Source organism: Streptosporangium sp. NPDC002607 (assembly GCF_053592655.1).
In genome coordinates, this window is sequence record NZ_JBSFWD010000002.1 from 77666 (window position 1) to 91171 (window position 13506).

The window sequence follows — 13506 nt, forward strand, 5'->3', positions numbered from 1 at the left end:
CGGTGAGGAATCCTCATCCCCTGACGAGGATTCCTCACTCCAGGCGGTCACCGGCGGCGGATGCGGAGGCCGAGCCGAGTGGATACTTTGCGTGCATGAGTGATGACAGGAACGGCGAGGAAGCCGGTCGGGGCGACTACGGGTCGCTGCTCGACGCCGTCAAGCGCGAGATCACCGGCAGCCGGGGGCGGGTGGCCCTGCTCACCACCGATGCCGAGCTGATCCGGCAGTACTGGCGGATCGGCCGCCACATCCTCGAACGGCAGACGGACGATGACTGGGGCAGGAAGGCGGTGCCCCGGCTCTCGATCGACCTGCGCGGCGCGTTCCCCGAGGCCATGGGCTACTCGCGGACCAACCTCCTCTACATGAGGGCATTCGCGGCGGCCTGGCCGGACTCCGTCCCGCAGACCGGGCGGCCGATCCCGTGGGGCCACCACATCGTCCTGCTGGACATGCTGGACAGCCGGACGACGAGGGAGTTCTACGCGCGCAAGACCGCGGACGAGGGGTGGGCCAGGGGCGTCCTGATCACGATGATCAAAGGTCGGCTCCACCTCCGTATCCGTCACTCCCCGCCAGGCCCCGCCCGTATCTCGCCGGTCCCCGACTGCCGGTCCGCCCAGCGGGAGTTCGCCGGCCTGCTGGACGAGGGCCCCAGGCACGGCAGGAACGCCGGTGCCCCCGCACTGAGCGAGAATGCGAGATGAGGGTTATGTCGTTAATCGGCCGATGCAGGCCGGTGGGCGACGGCGACGGCGTCCCCGTCGTCGCCGGACCCTCGGTCACATCGCAGGAGGAACGATGTCGACGAAGACGCTGGACGAGTCGGCCCGCAGGTTCGAGGAGCTCCTCGGCCCCGGATCGGTGATCACCGACCCCGTGCGGCTGCGCACCTACGAATGTGACGGGCTGACCCACCACCGGGCCACTCCCGGCGTCGTGGTGCTTCCGGAGAGCGCCGAGCAGATCGCGGCCGTGGTGAGGATCTGCAACGAGTATGGTCTGCCGTTCGTGGCCAGGGGCGCCGGGACGGGTCTGTCCGGCGGGGCTCTGCCGAGGACCGACGGGGTGCTGGTGGTGACCTCGAAGATGCGGCGGATCCTCTCCGTCGACGTGCCGAACCGGCGGGCGACCGTGGAGCCGGGAGTCACCAATCTGGCGATCACCGAGGCCGTCCGCGACCTGGGCTACTACTACGCGCCCGACCCCTCCAGCCAGCAGGTCTGCACGATCGGTGGCAACGTGGCGGAGAACTCGGGCGGCGCGCACTGCCTGAAGTACGGCTTCACGGTCAACCACGTGGTCGGCCTGGAGATCGTCACCCCCGACGGTGACATCGTCGAACTCGCCGACGTCGATCCCGGCTACGACCTGCTGGGCGCGTTCGTCGGCTCGGAGGGCACGCTCGGCATCGCGACCAAGGTCGTCGTACGGCTGAGCCGGCTTCCGGAGGCCGTGACGACGCTGCTGGCGGCGTTCGAGGACATCGAGCGGGGCGGGCGGGCGGTCTCGGCGATCATCGGCGGCGGCATCGTACCGGCCGCGATCGAGATGATGGACGCCCTGGCCGTCGAGGCGGCCGAGGCGGCCGTGGCGTGCGCCTACCCCGAAGGGGCCGGCGCGGTGCTCATCGTGGAGCTGGACGGTCCGGCCGAGGAGGTCGCGCACCAGTTCGGCGAGGTGACGCGGATCTGCCGGGAGAACGGCGCGTTCGAGATACGGGTCGCCGACGACCCGGTGGAGCGGGCGGCCATCTGGCGGGGCCGCAAGTCGGCGTTCGCCGCGGTGGGCCGGATCAGCCCCGCCTACATCGTCCAGGACGGCGTCGTACCGCGGACCGCGCTGCCCGAGGTGCTGGCGAGGATCGACGGGCTCTCCCGCGAGTACGGGATCAGGGTCGCGAACGTCTTCCACGCCGGTGACGGCAACCTGCACCCACTGGTGCTGTTCGACGACGCGGAGCCGGGCGCGGGCGAGCGGGCGGAGATCGTCTCGGGAAGGATCCTCGACCTGTGCATCGAGCACGGCGGTTCCATCACCGGTGAGCACGGCGTCGGAGTGGACAAATCCCGATATATGCCAAAAATGTTCTCCGACGACGACCTCGACACCATGCAGCTGGTGCGCTGCGCCTTCGACCCCCGCGGCCTGTCGAACCCGGGCAAGATCTTCCCCACCCCGCGGCTGTGCGGCGAGGTCCCCGGGGTCCGCAAGGGCGTGCACCCGCTGGTCGAGTCCGGACAGGCGGAGCACTTCTGATGGAGGCACTGCACGAGACGGGTGTGACGGTCCGCCCGGCGACCCCCGGCGAGACGGTGGGTGGAGTCCTCCCCCGCTGGGTGGCCCTGCCCGAGAGCACCGATGAGGTCGCCGCGCTGATGCGTGTCTCGGCCGCGCACGACCTGGCCGTGGTCCCGACAGGAGGCGGCACGAAGCTCGGCTGGGGAAATCCCCCCGAGCGGTGTGACCTGCTGATCGACACCCGCCGCCTGCTTCTCGGCAACGGATCGGCGGTCGAGCACTCCGCCGGCGACCTCGTGGCGCGGGTCAGCGCCGGGCTTCCCCTCGACGTCCTCGACTCCACGCTCTCGCGGTTCGGGCAGGAACTGGCCCTGGACGGCGCCCCGCGCGCCGGCACGGTCGGCGGCACGCTCGCCACCGCGGCCGCCGGCCCCCGCAGGTTCCGCTACGGCACCGCCCGCGACCTGCTGATCGGCATCACGGTCGTGCTGGCCGACGGCACGACCGCCTCCTCGGGCGGCAACGTCGTCAAGAACGTCGCGGGCTACGATCTGGGTAAGCTCTTCACCGGCTCGTACGGCACGCTCGGCGTCATCACGGAGGCCACCTTCCGTCTCCACCCGATCCCGGCCGACCGCCGCTGGATCACCGTGGAGCCGGCTTCCCGGGCCGGAGCCGGCCACGGAACGGCCGCGCTGGTCACCGAGCTCGCGGCCGCCCTGGCCGAGCCGAGCGCGATCGAGCTGGACTGGCCGGACCACCCGCTGGGCGCGCCCACCGTGTCCGCGCTCGTCGAGGGGGTGGCGGCCGGCGCCCGGGCGGAGGCCGTGCGCCGGCTCATGGACGGGTACGGGAGCGCGCTGATCACCATGGAGGCGCCCGCCTGGTGGGCGGTACCGCCCGGTGCGGACGTGCTGCTGGAGTTGCGGGTCCCGCCCGCCGCCGCGCACCTGGCGCTGCGGGCGGTCGCCGCGCGCGGGCTGCCCGCGCGGGTGCGCGGTTCGGTGGCCTCGGCGGTCCTGCGGGTCGCCCTGCCCGCGGACGTCGACGAGGCGGTCTTCGCCGGGTTCGTGACGGGCCTGCGCGACGACCTCCGCGAGCTCGGCGGCGGGCTGACCGTGCTCACCGCGCCTCCCGAGACCGCCCGCGGGGTGGATCGCTGGGGTCCGTCGGGCGCGCTGCCGCTGATGCGGCGGATCAAGGAACGGTTCGACCCCGACCGGAGGATGTCCCCCGGCCGGTTCGCGGGAGGGATCTGACATGGACCCGAAGCTGATCAATGACTGTGTGCACTGCGGTTTCTGCCTGCCCTCATGCCCGACGTACGTCCTGTGGGGCGAGGAGATGGACTCCCCGCGCGGCCGGATCCACCTGATGAAGCAGCACGTCGAGGGCACACCGCTGACACCGGAGATGGCCGGGCACTTCGACGCGTGCCTGGGGTGCATGGCGTGCGTGTCCGCCTGCCCGTCCGGGGTGAGGTACGACCGGCTGATCGAGCAGACCCGCGCCGAGGTGGAGCGGGTGCACGTGCGCAGGCCCGACGACCGGGCGCTGCGGGCGCTGGTCTTCCAGTTGTTCCCCTACCCCCGGCGACTGCGGGCGATGCGGCTGCCGCTGCGGCTCAGTGCCGGACTGCGCCGCGCGATCGCCCCGAGGCTGGAGCGGATCAACCCGTCCCTGGCCGCGATGGCCGACCTCGCTCCCCCGGCCGCCGCCAGGGAGGAGTTGCCGCGCGTGCTCCCGGCGCGGGGCCCGCGCAGGGCGACGGTCGGGATGCTCACCGGTTGCGTGCAGGGCGAGTTCTTCCCGCAGGTGAACGCGGCCACGGCCCGGGTGCTCGCGATGGAGGGCTGCGACGTGGTGATCCCGCCGTCGCAGGGCTGCTGCGGGGCGTTGTCACTGCACTCGGGCCAGGAGAGGCAGGCCCTGCGATTCGCGAAGCGGACGATCTCCGTCTTCGAGCGGGCGGGCGTCGACACGATCGTGGTCAACGCCGCCGGCTGCGGATCGACGATGAAGGACTACGCGGAGATCCTCGAAGCCGAGGAAGGCGAGTGGGCCGACAGAGCACGGGCGATCAGAGTCGTCGACCTGGCCGAGTATCTCGTCGCGCTCGGGCCGGTGGCCGAACGGCACCCGCTGCCGCTCACCGTGGCCTACCACGATGCCTGCCACCTGGCCCACGCGCAGGGGATAAGGTCCGAGCCCCGCAGGCTCCTGGAAGGCGTGCCCGGCCTGGTACTGAGGGAGATCGCCGAGTCGGCGATCTGCTGCGGCTCCGCGGGAACCTATAACCTGTTCCAGCCCCAGGCCGCCAGGGATCTCGGTGACCGCAAGGCGGAGCGGGTGCTGGCCACCGGCGCCGACCTGCTGGTCTCGGCCAATCCCGGCTGCACCATGCAGATCGCCTCGGCGATCCGCCGCCGGGGGGACGCGCCCATCCCCGTGGCGCACACCGCCCAGGTCCTCGACGCCTCGCTGCGCGGGCTCACGGAGGTGCCGTGAACGAGCCGTCCGGCGGCCATGGGGCACGTAAGGATCCGGGGTCGCCCGGCGAGGAGGTCAGATGAGCGCCGTGCAGTCGGTCGACCGGGCACTGGACGTGCTGGAGGCGCTGGCCGAGCAGGGCGGGGAGGCGGGGCTCTCCGAGATCGCGGCCAGGACCGGCCTGCCCTACGGGACGATCCACCGGCTGCTGCGCACGCTGCTCGCACGGGGCTACGTGCGCCAGGAGTCCGACCGCCGCTACGCCCTGGGCGGCGCGCTGGTACGGCTCGGCGGGGTGGCCGAGCGCATGGTCGGCGTATGGGCGCAGCCCCACCTGACGAAGATGGTCGAGCTGTGGGGAGAGACGGCCAATCTGGCGGTGCTGGAGGGGGACTTCGTGGTCTACGTCGCCCAGGTGCTCTCGCCGCGGCGGCTGCGGATGTTCGCCGAGGTCGGCAGGCGGGTGCTGCCGCACAGCACGGCGGTGGGAAAGGTGCTGATGGCCGACCGTCCGGACACCGAGGTGGCGTCGCTGGTCAAGCGCACCGGCATGCCCCGGCGGACCGCCAACACGATCACCGACCTGCAGGGGATGCTCACCGAGCTCGAGCGGGTGCGCGAGCACGGGTACGCGATGGACCTGGGCGAGGAGGAGATCGGCGTGCACTGCCTGGCGGTGGGCGTACACGACGGGGCGCGGACCGTCGCCGCGCTGTCGGTCTCCGGGCCCGCCGAGCGGATCTCCGCGCTCGACCGGCGGGACCTCACCGAGGGGATGCGCAGGATCGCGCGCGACTTCGGCGCCGAGCTGGGTCCGGCCACTTCCACCAAGGCGGACGGCACGGCATGAACCGGTCACCCGTGACGGTTCCGGCCACCGGGGTCAGCGGCCGGGAGGGGTGATGTTGAGGTTGCTGCCCTGCGGCACCGGGACCACGCTGACCTGCCCCTTCTGGATGGCCTGCCAGAGCACGGCGCCCTGCGGGCCGAGGACTTTGACAAGGTCCTTGATCGATTCGATCTCGGTGCGGACCCTGGCGTTGCGCTGGGTCTGCGCGACGTTCTCCGCCTTGGCCGCCTGCTCCGAGGCCAGGGCGTTGACCAGGGCCTCCGGCGGCTCGGGCTTCTGGATGGTCAGGGAGATGTCACCGCACTGCCCACTGCCCGCGTAGTTCTGGTTGCAGAAGTAGTCGCCCCCCGCCGTCTCCTTGATGAACTCCCTGGCGAGCCGACCGACCCGCGCCTCCCACGCCTGCTTCACCTTCGGGTCGTTGAACAGCCCCCGCCACTCGAACTCCTGCGAGGCGGCGTCCATGGCCCGGTCCAGCGGCACCCGCATGTAGATGTTGAGCATCCGCCGCCAGCCGTCGGACGACACCCAAGGGAGACATGTCCGTCTATGGAACCCGATGGAGGCGGTCGGCGGAGTAGGGAATGAGAGTGCGTACGCGCTCCGGAAGGATTCCCTCTTGATGACGACTGGACGAAACAGGTGGTGACACTGGATCTCCCCCAACGGACCGGGGTGTTCCCGCTGTCCCCGCCCACCGACGACGCGACCGACGCGACGCTGATCGGGGAGTCCCTGACGGACCCCGACAGGTTCGCCGGGCTCTTCGACCGGCACGCCGACGAGATCCACCGGTACGTGGCCCGGCGGCTGGACGACGTGACCACGGCCGACGACATGACGGCCGAGACGTTCCTCGTAGCCTTTCGCAAGCGGGCCCGGTACGACCTCGGCCGCGCCGACGCCAGACCCTGGCTGTACGGGATCGCCTCCAACCTGATCTCCGGCCACCGCAGGTCGGAGACCCGCAGGTTGAAGACGCTCGCCCGGCAGGTTCCCGAGCCCGCGGCCGAATTCGAGGACCGCAGCGCCGAGCGCGTCAGCGCCGACCGGCTCAGACCCGCCCTCGCCGCCGCGCTGGCCGGGCTCGGCTCCGCGGAGCGGGACCTGCTCCTGCTGGTGGCCTGGGCCGACCTGACCTACGAGGAGGCCGCGCAGGCGCTCGGCATCCCGATCGGGACCGTCAGGTCCCGCCTCTCCCGCACCCGGACCAAGATCCGCCGCTCCCTGGAGTCACACAGATGAACAAGGACGAGATCGAGCTGGTGGCCGCCATCCGGCCTGAGGCTCCCCCGTACGCCGACGAGGCTAGGCAGGCGGCCAGGCGGGGGCTGGCCGCGGCCGCCGCGCCGCGGGCACGGGGACGGAACCCGCTGCGGAACGGACCGCGGTGGCGCGGGCCGTACGCGATGGCGCTGGCCGGGGCGCTCGCGGTGGCGGTGGGGGCGACCGCGATCACCCTGGCGCGGGCTCCGGGCGGCGGCCCCTCCGGAGACGTCGAGGAGGTCGTGGTGACGATGCCCAAGATCGTCGCCGTCTCGGCGAGCGAGGTACTGGACAGGGCGGCGCGAGCGGCCGTGAAGAGGGACCTCGCCCCGCGTGACGACCAGTTCGTCAAGGTCGAGTCGGAGACGATGTACGGCTCCTTCGGCTTCGAGGCGATGAACCCGGAGACGGGCGAGCCAGATGAGGAGACCCGCTACCTCTACCGGACCAGGCGGGCCATCTGGCTGTCCGCCGACGGGACGAGGAACGGCGTGCTGCGGATCGAACACCTGGAGCCCAGGGCCTACCCGGGCTGGCCGATCCCCGAGACGGCGTACAAGGAGCCCGGAGTCGAGACGATGCCGCTGGTGAACTGCGGGAAGACCCCCGAATACATGCGTACCGACCACGCGGCGCTCAGGAGGCTCCCCACGGACGCCGACGGGATGCGCGCCCACCTCTACACCGGCGACCGGGGCGGCAACTCCAAGGACGAGGCGGCCTTCACCGCGGCGGGCGACATGCTCAGGGAGACCTACATGCCCCCGGCGCAGCGGGCGGCGCTGTTCAAGGCGGTGGGCACCATCCCCGGGGTCGACGTCACCGAGCGGGCCGAGGACGCGGCGGGACGCGAGGGGATCGGCGTCGGCAGGGTCGGCCTCGACGGCGTCAGGCAGGATCTGATCTTCGACGCGAAGACGTACGATCTGCTCGGCGAGCGCGGGATCGTGGTCGACGAGAAGGCCGCCAAGTCCCCCAGGGGCAGCCTGGTCGCCTCGACCGCCCAGCTCTCGGTCACGGTGGCCGACGAGGCTCCCGAGGTGGAGGTCGGGGACGCGGACCGCTGCGGCTGACAGCCGCTCCTGCCTGACCCCCGCCCGCCGCGGCGCCGTGGACCCGACTTCGCGGACGGGGAGCCCCGGCCACGGCCGATCAGCTGTGGACGCGGTGGACGGGTGATCCGTCGGCCGCGCAGTTGACCTCGACCTTGACCTCGGTCTCCTCGGACTCGAACTCGACGCGGGCCCGGTCGGCGGGTCCACGCTCGACGTCGTCGGTCTGGAATCCCTGGGCCGGGCTCCACGACCGGAGGGTGACCAGGCCGTCCTTACACCGGGCGATGACCCTGCCGCCCGCCGTGGTGATCACTCGGCTCTCGCCGGGCTCCGCGACGGGCGCGGCGGTGGTGGTGGTGACGGTAACGGTCGGCTGGGGAGCGGACTCGGCGGGATCCGAGGTGACCCCGGACGTGGGGACGGCCGCGGGAGCGGACGTGGGAACGGCGGTGGGAAGACCGCCGGGAAGGGACGAGGCCAGGGCGAGCGCCTCGTCGACCTCGGCGGCGGAGAGCGGCTGGAGCCCGGTGTCCGTCAGCGGCTCGCTGAGACGGTCGATCACCGCCACACCCACTCCGATCGCGAGGAGTCCGGTGACCAGCCATCCGGCCACGACCAGGGGAAGACGCTTGCGCATGCGTTCACTGTGCCATCTGAAACGATAAGACAAGGTTAAGGGGCCGATAACCCGCTTTTGACGTGGTGTGGAAGGAGGCTAACGTGGCGGCAAATGTCGAACGTACTGCTCATCGAGGACGACGCCGCGATCCGCACCTCCCTCACCCGGGGCCTGCGCGACCGCGGTCACGCCGTGTCGTCCGCTCCCACCGCTCTCGACGGCCTCCGGCTGGCCGTTGAGGAACGCCCCGACCTGGTGGTACTCGATCTCGGCCTGCCCGACATGGATGGGCTGGACCTCCTTCGGATGCTCCGGGCGGTGAGCCGGGTCCCGGTGATCGTGGCGACCGCGCGGGACGGGGACGCGGAGATGGTCAGGTTGCTGGACGCGGGCGCCGACGACTACGTGGTCAAGCCGTTCAGCGCGACCCAGCTCGACGCCCGGATCCGGGCGGTGCTCCGGCGGGTGGCCGGCGAGAACCGCGCCGACAGCTCGGTCACCGTCGGGGGCCTGCGGATCGACCCGCGTACCCGGGAGGCGACCCTGGACGGGACGCCGCTGGATCTGAGCCCACGGGAGTTCGACCTGCTCCACTACCTGGCCGCCCGCCCCGGCGAGGTGGTCACCAAGCGGGAGCTGCTCACCCACGTCTGGCAGATCCCCTACGGCGGAGCCGACAAGACCGTGGACGTCCACCTGTCATGGCTCCGCCGCAAGCTGGGCGAGACCTCGCAGGAGCCCCGCTACCTGCAGACCGTCCGGGGTGTCGGCGTGCGATTGGCCGCCCCGGCATGAGGCGCTGGCTGACCCTGCTGGTCGCGGCGACCACCTCCCTGGTACTGATCGCGCTGATGGTCCCGCTGGCGCTCCTGGTCCGCACGGTGGCGGTGAGCGGGGCGGTCAGCGCGGCCGAGAGCGAGGCCGAGTCGGTGGCCGTCGCGGTCGGCGCCGTGGACGCCGAGACCCTGCGGCTCACCACGGAACAGACCTCGCACCCGGTCACCGTCTTCCTCCCCGACGGCCAGGTGATCGGTGCCCCGGCCCCACGCTCCACCGCCGTGGAGCTGGCCTTCCTCGGTCGCAGCGTCACCGCCGCCGCCCCCGGCGGGAGGGAGATCCTGGTCTCGGTCCAGGGGGCGCCCGGGGGCACCGCGGTGGTCCGGGTGTTCCTGGACGACGACCGGCTGACCAGGGGGGTGCCCCAGGTCTGGGCCGGGCTGGCGGCGCTCGGCCTGGCCCTGGTCGGGCTGGGCGTGCTGGTCGGCGACCGGCTGGCCCGCGCGGTGATCAGGCCGATCACCGCGCTGGCGGGGGTCTCGCACCGGCTCGCCGCGGGCGACCTGTCCGCCAGAACCGTGCCCGACGGCCCCGTCGAGGTGCACGCGGTCGGTCTCGCCCTCAACCACCTGGCCGAGCGCATCACCGGCCTGCTGGCGGAGGAGCGGGAGAGCGCCGCCGACCTGTCACACCGGCTGCGCACCCCGCTGACCGGGCTGAGGCTGGAGGCCGAGTCCCTGACCGACCCGGAGGAGTCGGCCAGGATCGAGGCCCGGGTGGACGCCCTGGAACGCGCCGTCACCTCGGTGATCAACGAGGCCAGACGGCGGGTGCGGGACCGGGCCGAGTGCGACGCGGCGGCGGTGACCGCGGCCCGGGTCGCGTTCTGGTCGGTGCTCGCCGAGGATCAGGCGCGGCACTTCACCCTCGACCTGGCTCCCGGCCCGTTGCCGGTCGCCGTCCCCGCGGACGAGCTGGCCGCCTGCGTGGACGCGCTGCTCGGCAACGTGTTCGCGCACACGCCCGAGGGGGTCTCGTTCTCCGTACGGTTGGAGCCGGCCGAGGGCGGCGCGCTGCTGACCGTCGCCGACGCCGGTCCCGGCTTCGCCACCTCCGACCCGCTGCAGCGCGGTGAGAGCGGGGCCGGGTCGACCGGCCTCGGCCTCGACATCGCCCGCCGCACCGCCGAGTCGGCGGGCGGCTCGCTGTCCCTGCGGACCTCTGCCGCGGGCGGGGCGGGCGTGATCCTGTTCCTGCCCGCCGCCACGTCCTGAGGATCGGCGGCCGTTCGCCGATCCTCGGCCTCCGGCTGAGCGGCTCAGCGGGTTGCCGCGGCGGCGTTCCCCCTTTCGCACCGGTGCTCGTCGTGAACGAGCACCGGGCCCTACGGGCGTCCGGCCGGATGACGGGCCGCGTTCGGGTGGCACTGCCCTGACAGCCGGGAAGCCCGATCCGGCCTGCCCAGGGGGAGATCCGAAACCGGATTCCCTTGCTTAACGATCTCTTAGCGTGCCCCTATCAAAATCTCCGCAAATCTTGACCCATGAAGCGAATCACCAGAATCACCGTCGGAACCCTCGCAACCGCCGCCCTGCTGACCGCTGGGGGCGGCGTCGCCCTCGCCGCGCACCAGACGGACAGCACGGCGATCACCTCCACCACCACCATCGCCGCCGCCGGCACGACCGCGGCGGACATCTCCTCCCGCAAGGCCGTACAGATCGCCAAGAAGCGCGTCCCCGGCGCGCGGGTGACCAAGGTCGAGCGCGAGTGGGAGCACGGCCAGCGCGCCTGGAAGATCGAGCTGCGCAAGGGCGCCTGGGAGTACGACGTCTACGTGTCGGCGCGGACAGGGAAGATCATCAAGTTGAAGCGCGAGTACGACGACTGATCAGCAGGCCTTGAGTACGGCCTGCATGGCGTCCTTCTCCGCGGGCGTCACCCACAGGCCGTACTTGACCTTCACCTTGATCTGGCGCTCGACGTAGGGGCACCGGTAGGCGTGGCGCGGCGGGAGCCAGGTCGCCGCGTCACCGGCGCCCTTCTGGCTGTTCAGCGGCCCGTCGACGGCCAGCAGGTTCAGCGGGTCGTTGGCCAGTTCCTTGCGCTTGGTCTTGGTCCACTCCTGGGCACCCTTCTGCCAGGCATCGGCGAGCGCGACCACGTGGTCGATCTGCACCGCCGAACTGGTCCGTGTCCCACGCTCGAACTTGATGGTCTTACCGCTGTAGGGGTCGTCGAGAATGCCGGACTGCACGATGCAGTCCTTGCCACCCTCCTTGAAAGTCTCATCCTTCAGGTCGCGGATGAGAATGTCGTTGCGGGTGTCGCAGCCGTTCTTGTCGACGTCCGACCACGCGGGCCCGAACTCGCCACGGTCGAAACCGGTCATCGGGGCGCGGCCCTTGACCTCAAGCTTCTTCAGATCCTGGAGCGCCTCGGACGCGGACTGCCCGCCGCCGGAGGACTTCGTACCCTCGTCCGGACCGCCCGGAATCGGACCGCAGCCCGCCACCGTGAACGCGATCGTCGCGATGACCATCCCTCGTGCCAGCGCAGCCCGCACTATGCCACCTCTCCCGCGCGTTCACTACCTCTGAAGCGGCAAATTATTCCAGATACCTCCTTCAATCCTAAAAGCCTCAAGCAGTCTGTGGGAGACCGGGAGGCTTTTCGGCGCGTCAATCCGCACCTTAACCACGTCTCACATCTGACCTGCATAAATGCATTGCGAGCACCATCCCGCCGGAAGCACGACTCGGAATTTTTACTCAAGGCGACTATCGACTACGTAAAGTAACGATGCTCTAATGGCCAGGAGTGCTCACGATGGGTGAGCAAACAACTACGAAGAGGATTCGCATGGGTAAGATCTCATCGCGTCATCCCCACCTCGCACGGACCGCGACAGGACTGTTCACCACCGCGGCCGCCCTGCTCCTGGCCTCCACCGGCTCCACCGCGGCGGCCGCTCAGCAGGCCTCCAGCCTGCCGCCGAGAGTGGTCCAGCTCGCGGAGAACGCGAGCTGCCCCTTCAACAGCCTCTGTCTCTACCGCGACTACGGCTTCAACGGACCGGGATACAGCATCCCCGCGGGCTACCCGACCGATCTGAACAACGTGCCGATGCCGGGCGGGGTGGGTGGCTCCTCCACCGCCGCGAACAACGTCTCGTCATGGATCAACAACACCGGCTACTACGTCCTGCTGATCGACTACGAAGGCGAGGAGCGCACGCTGTATCCCGGCAACTCCTTCGAGGAGCCCCCCGAGACCAACGACAGCGTCGACGCCGTCGACTGGCGCTACTGACCCCCGCCCCCCTTTCTTCTCCCCGCGCGCCCGCCCGTCCGGGCCTCGGGGAGAAGGTCTCCGCGACCGCCCAGGTCAGGTGATCAAGATCCCGCCGTCGACCGGGATCACCGCACCGGTGACATACGAGGCGGCGTCCGAGGCGAGAAAGATCGCCGCCGCGACGAGTTCGGCCGGATCTCCAGGGCGCTTCATCAGCACCCGGTGCTCAAGCTGCCAGGCCAGGTAGCCCTCCGCGTACTGGTCGGTCATCTCCGAGGCGAAGAAACCCGGCTCGACGCAGTTGACCCGGATCCCGCGACGTCCCGTCCACTGCTGGGCGAGGTCACGGGTGAGGCCGACGACCCCCGCCTTGGACGCGCTGTAGGCGGCCTGCGGCAGCCCGGCGGTCGTCTCGCCCAGGATGCTGCCGACGTTGACGATCGAGGAGCCGGGCTTCATGACCCTGGCGCAGGCCTGCGCCATCCAGTAGGTGCCGTGCAGGTTGATCTCCACCACCTGCCGGAACTGCTCGGGCGTCTCCCTCAGCGCCGGGACCGCGGTGCCCACACCCGCGTTGTTGATCAGGATGTCCACCGCACCCAGTTCGGCGACCGCGGCTTCGGCCAGGGCCTGACAGTCCTCGGGCTTGACCACGTCGGTGACGAGGGCCACGCAGCGCCTGCCGGTCTCCTCGACCAGGGCGCGGGTCTCCTCAAGACGGTCCTTCCTGCGAGCGCCGATCACGATGTCCGCACCCGCCTCGGCCAGGCCCCTGGCGAACGCGACGCCGAGCCCCGAGGACGCGCCGGTGACGATCGCGACCTTGCCGTCCAGCCGGAATCGGTCCAGCATTTAATCCTCCCCAGTCCGCCCCACATGCCGAACAAGATTCTAATGACCAAGAAAAGAAC

Annotated in this window: 15 protein-coding genes; 11 read left to right on the top strand and 4 right to left on the bottom strand. The window is 71.0% G+C overall.

What is annotated here, in order from left to right; translation table 11 throughout:
* Positions 1–95: 95 nt before the first annotated feature.
* The 5 genes from ACWD3H_RS02830 (at position 96) to ACWD3H_RS02850 (ending at position 5584) form a co-directional block, all read left to right on the top strand.
* Complete coding sequence (locus ACWD3H_RS02830; protein ID WP_350913199.1) at positions 96–710, top strand: DUF1016 N-terminal domain-containing protein; 615 nt, start codon at positions 96–98, stop codon at positions 708–710.
* A gap of 94 nt (positions 711–804) precedes the next feature.
* Complete coding sequence (locus ACWD3H_RS02835; RefSeq protein ID WP_451953805.1) at positions 805–2262, top strand: FAD-binding oxidoreductase; 1458 nt, start codon at positions 805–807, stop codon at positions 2260–2262.
* A complete protein-coding gene (locus ACWD3H_RS02840) occupies positions 2262–3503 on the top strand; it encodes an FAD-binding oxidoreductase (RefSeq protein ID WP_451953806.1) in 1242 nt (413 codons plus the stop codon). The genes ACWD3H_RS02835 and ACWD3H_RS02840 overlap by 1 nt, the downstream gene beginning before the upstream one ends.
* A gap of 1 nt (position 3504) precedes the next feature.
* Positions 3505–4752, top strand: a complete 1248-nt coding sequence (locus ACWD3H_RS02845; protein WP_355549087.1) for a (Fe-S)-binding protein — start codon at positions 3505–3507, stop codon at positions 4750–4752.
* Between the two features lie 61 nt (positions 4753–4813).
* Positions 4814–5584 (top strand): IclR family transcriptional regulator, encoded by a 771-nt coding sequence (locus tag ACWD3H_RS02850; RefSeq protein ID WP_355549085.1) that lies wholly within the window; start codon positions 4814–4816, stop codon positions 5582–5584.
* 33 nt (positions 5585–5617) lie between these two features.
* On the opposite strand, the gene ACWD3H_RS02855 is transcribed toward ACWD3H_RS02850, so the two are convergent.
* The gene (locus ACWD3H_RS02855; protein ID WP_451953807.1) at positions 5618–6112 is read right to left on the bottom strand and encodes a hypothetical protein; all 495 of its coding nucleotides are present in this window, start codon (positions 6110–6112) and stop codon (positions 5618–5620) included.
* 123 nt (positions 6113–6235) lie between these two features.
* On the opposite strand from ACWD3H_RS02855, the gene ACWD3H_RS02860 reads away from it, so the two are divergent.
* Entirely contained in the window at positions 6236–6829 is a 594-nt protein-coding gene (locus tag ACWD3H_RS02860; RefSeq protein ID WP_451953940.1) for an RNA polymerase sigma factor, read from the top strand.
* Complete coding sequence (locus ACWD3H_RS02865) at positions 6826–7923, top strand: CU044_5270 family protein (RefSeq protein WP_451953808.1); 1098 nt, start codon at positions 6826–6828, stop codon at positions 7921–7923. The genes ACWD3H_RS02860 and ACWD3H_RS02865 overlap by 4 nt, the downstream gene beginning before the upstream one ends.
* 79 nt (positions 7924–8002) lie before the next feature.
* Here ACWD3H_RS02865 and ACWD3H_RS02870 read toward each other — a convergent pair whose 3' ends face one another.
* Positions 8003–8542 (bottom strand): hypothetical protein, encoded by a 540-nt coding sequence (locus ACWD3H_RS02870; protein WP_451953809.1) that lies wholly within the window; start codon positions 8540–8542, stop codon positions 8003–8005.
* 93 nt (positions 8543–8635) lie between these two features.
* Here ACWD3H_RS02870 and ACWD3H_RS02875 point away from each other — a divergent pair, with 93 nt between their 5' ends.
* From ACWD3H_RS02875 to ACWD3H_RS02885, 3 genes are all read left to right on the top strand, one after another.
* Positions 8636–9319, top strand: a complete 684-nt coding sequence (locus tag ACWD3H_RS02875; protein WP_030904055.1) for a response regulator transcription factor — start codon at positions 8636–8638, stop codon at positions 9317–9319.
* Positions 9316–10575 (top strand): sensor histidine kinase, encoded by a 1260-nt coding sequence (locus ACWD3H_RS02880; RefSeq protein ID WP_451953810.1) that lies wholly within the window; start codon positions 9316–9318, stop codon positions 10573–10575. Before ACWD3H_RS02875 ends, ACWD3H_RS02880 begins: the two co-directional genes overlap by 4 nt.
* Positions 10576–10844: 269 nt before the next feature.
* A complete protein-coding gene (locus tag ACWD3H_RS02885; RefSeq protein ID WP_350913179.1) occupies positions 10845–11192 on the top strand; it encodes a PepSY domain-containing protein in 348 nt (115 codons plus the stop codon).
* Here ACWD3H_RS02885 and ACWD3H_RS02890 read toward each other — a convergent pair whose 3' ends face one another.
* The gene (locus tag ACWD3H_RS02890; RefSeq protein ID WP_451953811.1) at positions 11193–11867 is read right to left on the bottom strand and encodes an HNH endonuclease family protein; all 675 of its coding nucleotides are present in this window, start codon (positions 11865–11867) and stop codon (positions 11193–11195) included.
* A 296-nt stretch (positions 11868–12163) separates the two neighbouring features.
* Here ACWD3H_RS02890 and ACWD3H_RS02895 point away from each other — a divergent pair, with 296 nt between their 5' ends.
* Entirely contained in the window at positions 12164–12613 is a 450-nt protein-coding gene (locus ACWD3H_RS02895; RefSeq protein WP_355549070.1) for a peptidase inhibitor family I36 protein, read from the top strand.
* A 75-nt stretch (positions 12614–12688) separates the two neighbouring features.
* Here the strand turns inward: ACWD3H_RS02895 and ACWD3H_RS02900 are convergent, their stop codons facing one another.
* On the bottom strand, positions 12689–13447 hold the full coding sequence (locus ACWD3H_RS02900; protein WP_350913174.1) for an SDR family NAD(P)-dependent oxidoreductase: 759 nt from the start codon (positions 13445–13447) through the stop codon (positions 12689–12691).
* Positions 13448–13506 lie beyond the last annotated feature (59 nt).

Bases quoted from the DNA above. Each gene is read 5' to 3' on its own strand.
- ACWD3H_RS02830 (WP_350913199.1), top strand. From the start codon at position 96: ATGAGTGATGACAGGAACGGCGAGGAAGCCGGTCGGGGCGACTACGGG.
- ACWD3H_RS02835 (WP_451953805.1), top strand. From the start codon at position 805: ATGTCGACGAAGACGCTGGACGAGTCGGCCCGCAGGTTCGAGGAGCTC.
- ACWD3H_RS02840 (WP_451953806.1), top strand. From the start codon at position 2,262: ATGGAGGCACTGCACGAGACGGGTGTGACGGTCCGCCCGGCGACCCCC.
- ACWD3H_RS02845 (WP_355549087.1), top strand. From the start codon at position 3,505: ATGGACCCGAAGCTGATCAATGACTGTGTGCACTGCGGTTTCTGCCTG.
- ACWD3H_RS02850 (WP_355549085.1), top strand. From the start codon at position 4,814: ATGAGCGCCGTGCAGTCGGTCGACCGGGCACTGGACGTGCTGGAGGCG.
- ACWD3H_RS02865 (WP_451953808.1), top strand. From the start codon at position 6,826: ATGAACAAGGACGAGATCGAGCTGGTGGCCGCCATCCGGCCTGAGGCT.
- ACWD3H_RS02870 (WP_451953809.1), bottom strand. From the start codon at position 8,542: ATGCGCAAGCGTCTTCCCCTGGTCGTGGCCGGATGGCTGGTCACCGGA.
- ACWD3H_RS02875 (WP_030904055.1), top strand. From the start codon at position 8,636: ATGTCGAACGTACTGCTCATCGAGGACGACGCCGCGATCCGCACCTCC.
- ACWD3H_RS02880 (WP_451953810.1), top strand. From the start codon at position 9,316: ATGAGGCGCTGGCTGACCCTGCTGGTCGCGGCGACCACCTCCCTGGTA.
- ACWD3H_RS02885 (WP_350913179.1), top strand. From the start codon at position 10,845: ATGAAGCGAATCACCAGAATCACCGTCGGAACCCTCGCAACCGCCGCC.
- ACWD3H_RS02895 (WP_355549070.1), top strand. From the start codon at position 12,164: ATGGGTAAGATCTCATCGCGTCATCCCCACCTCGCACGGACCGCGACA.
- ACWD3H_RS02900 (WP_350913174.1), bottom strand. From the start codon at position 13,447: ATGCTGGACCGATTCCGGCTGGACGGCAAGGTCGCGATCGTCACCGGC.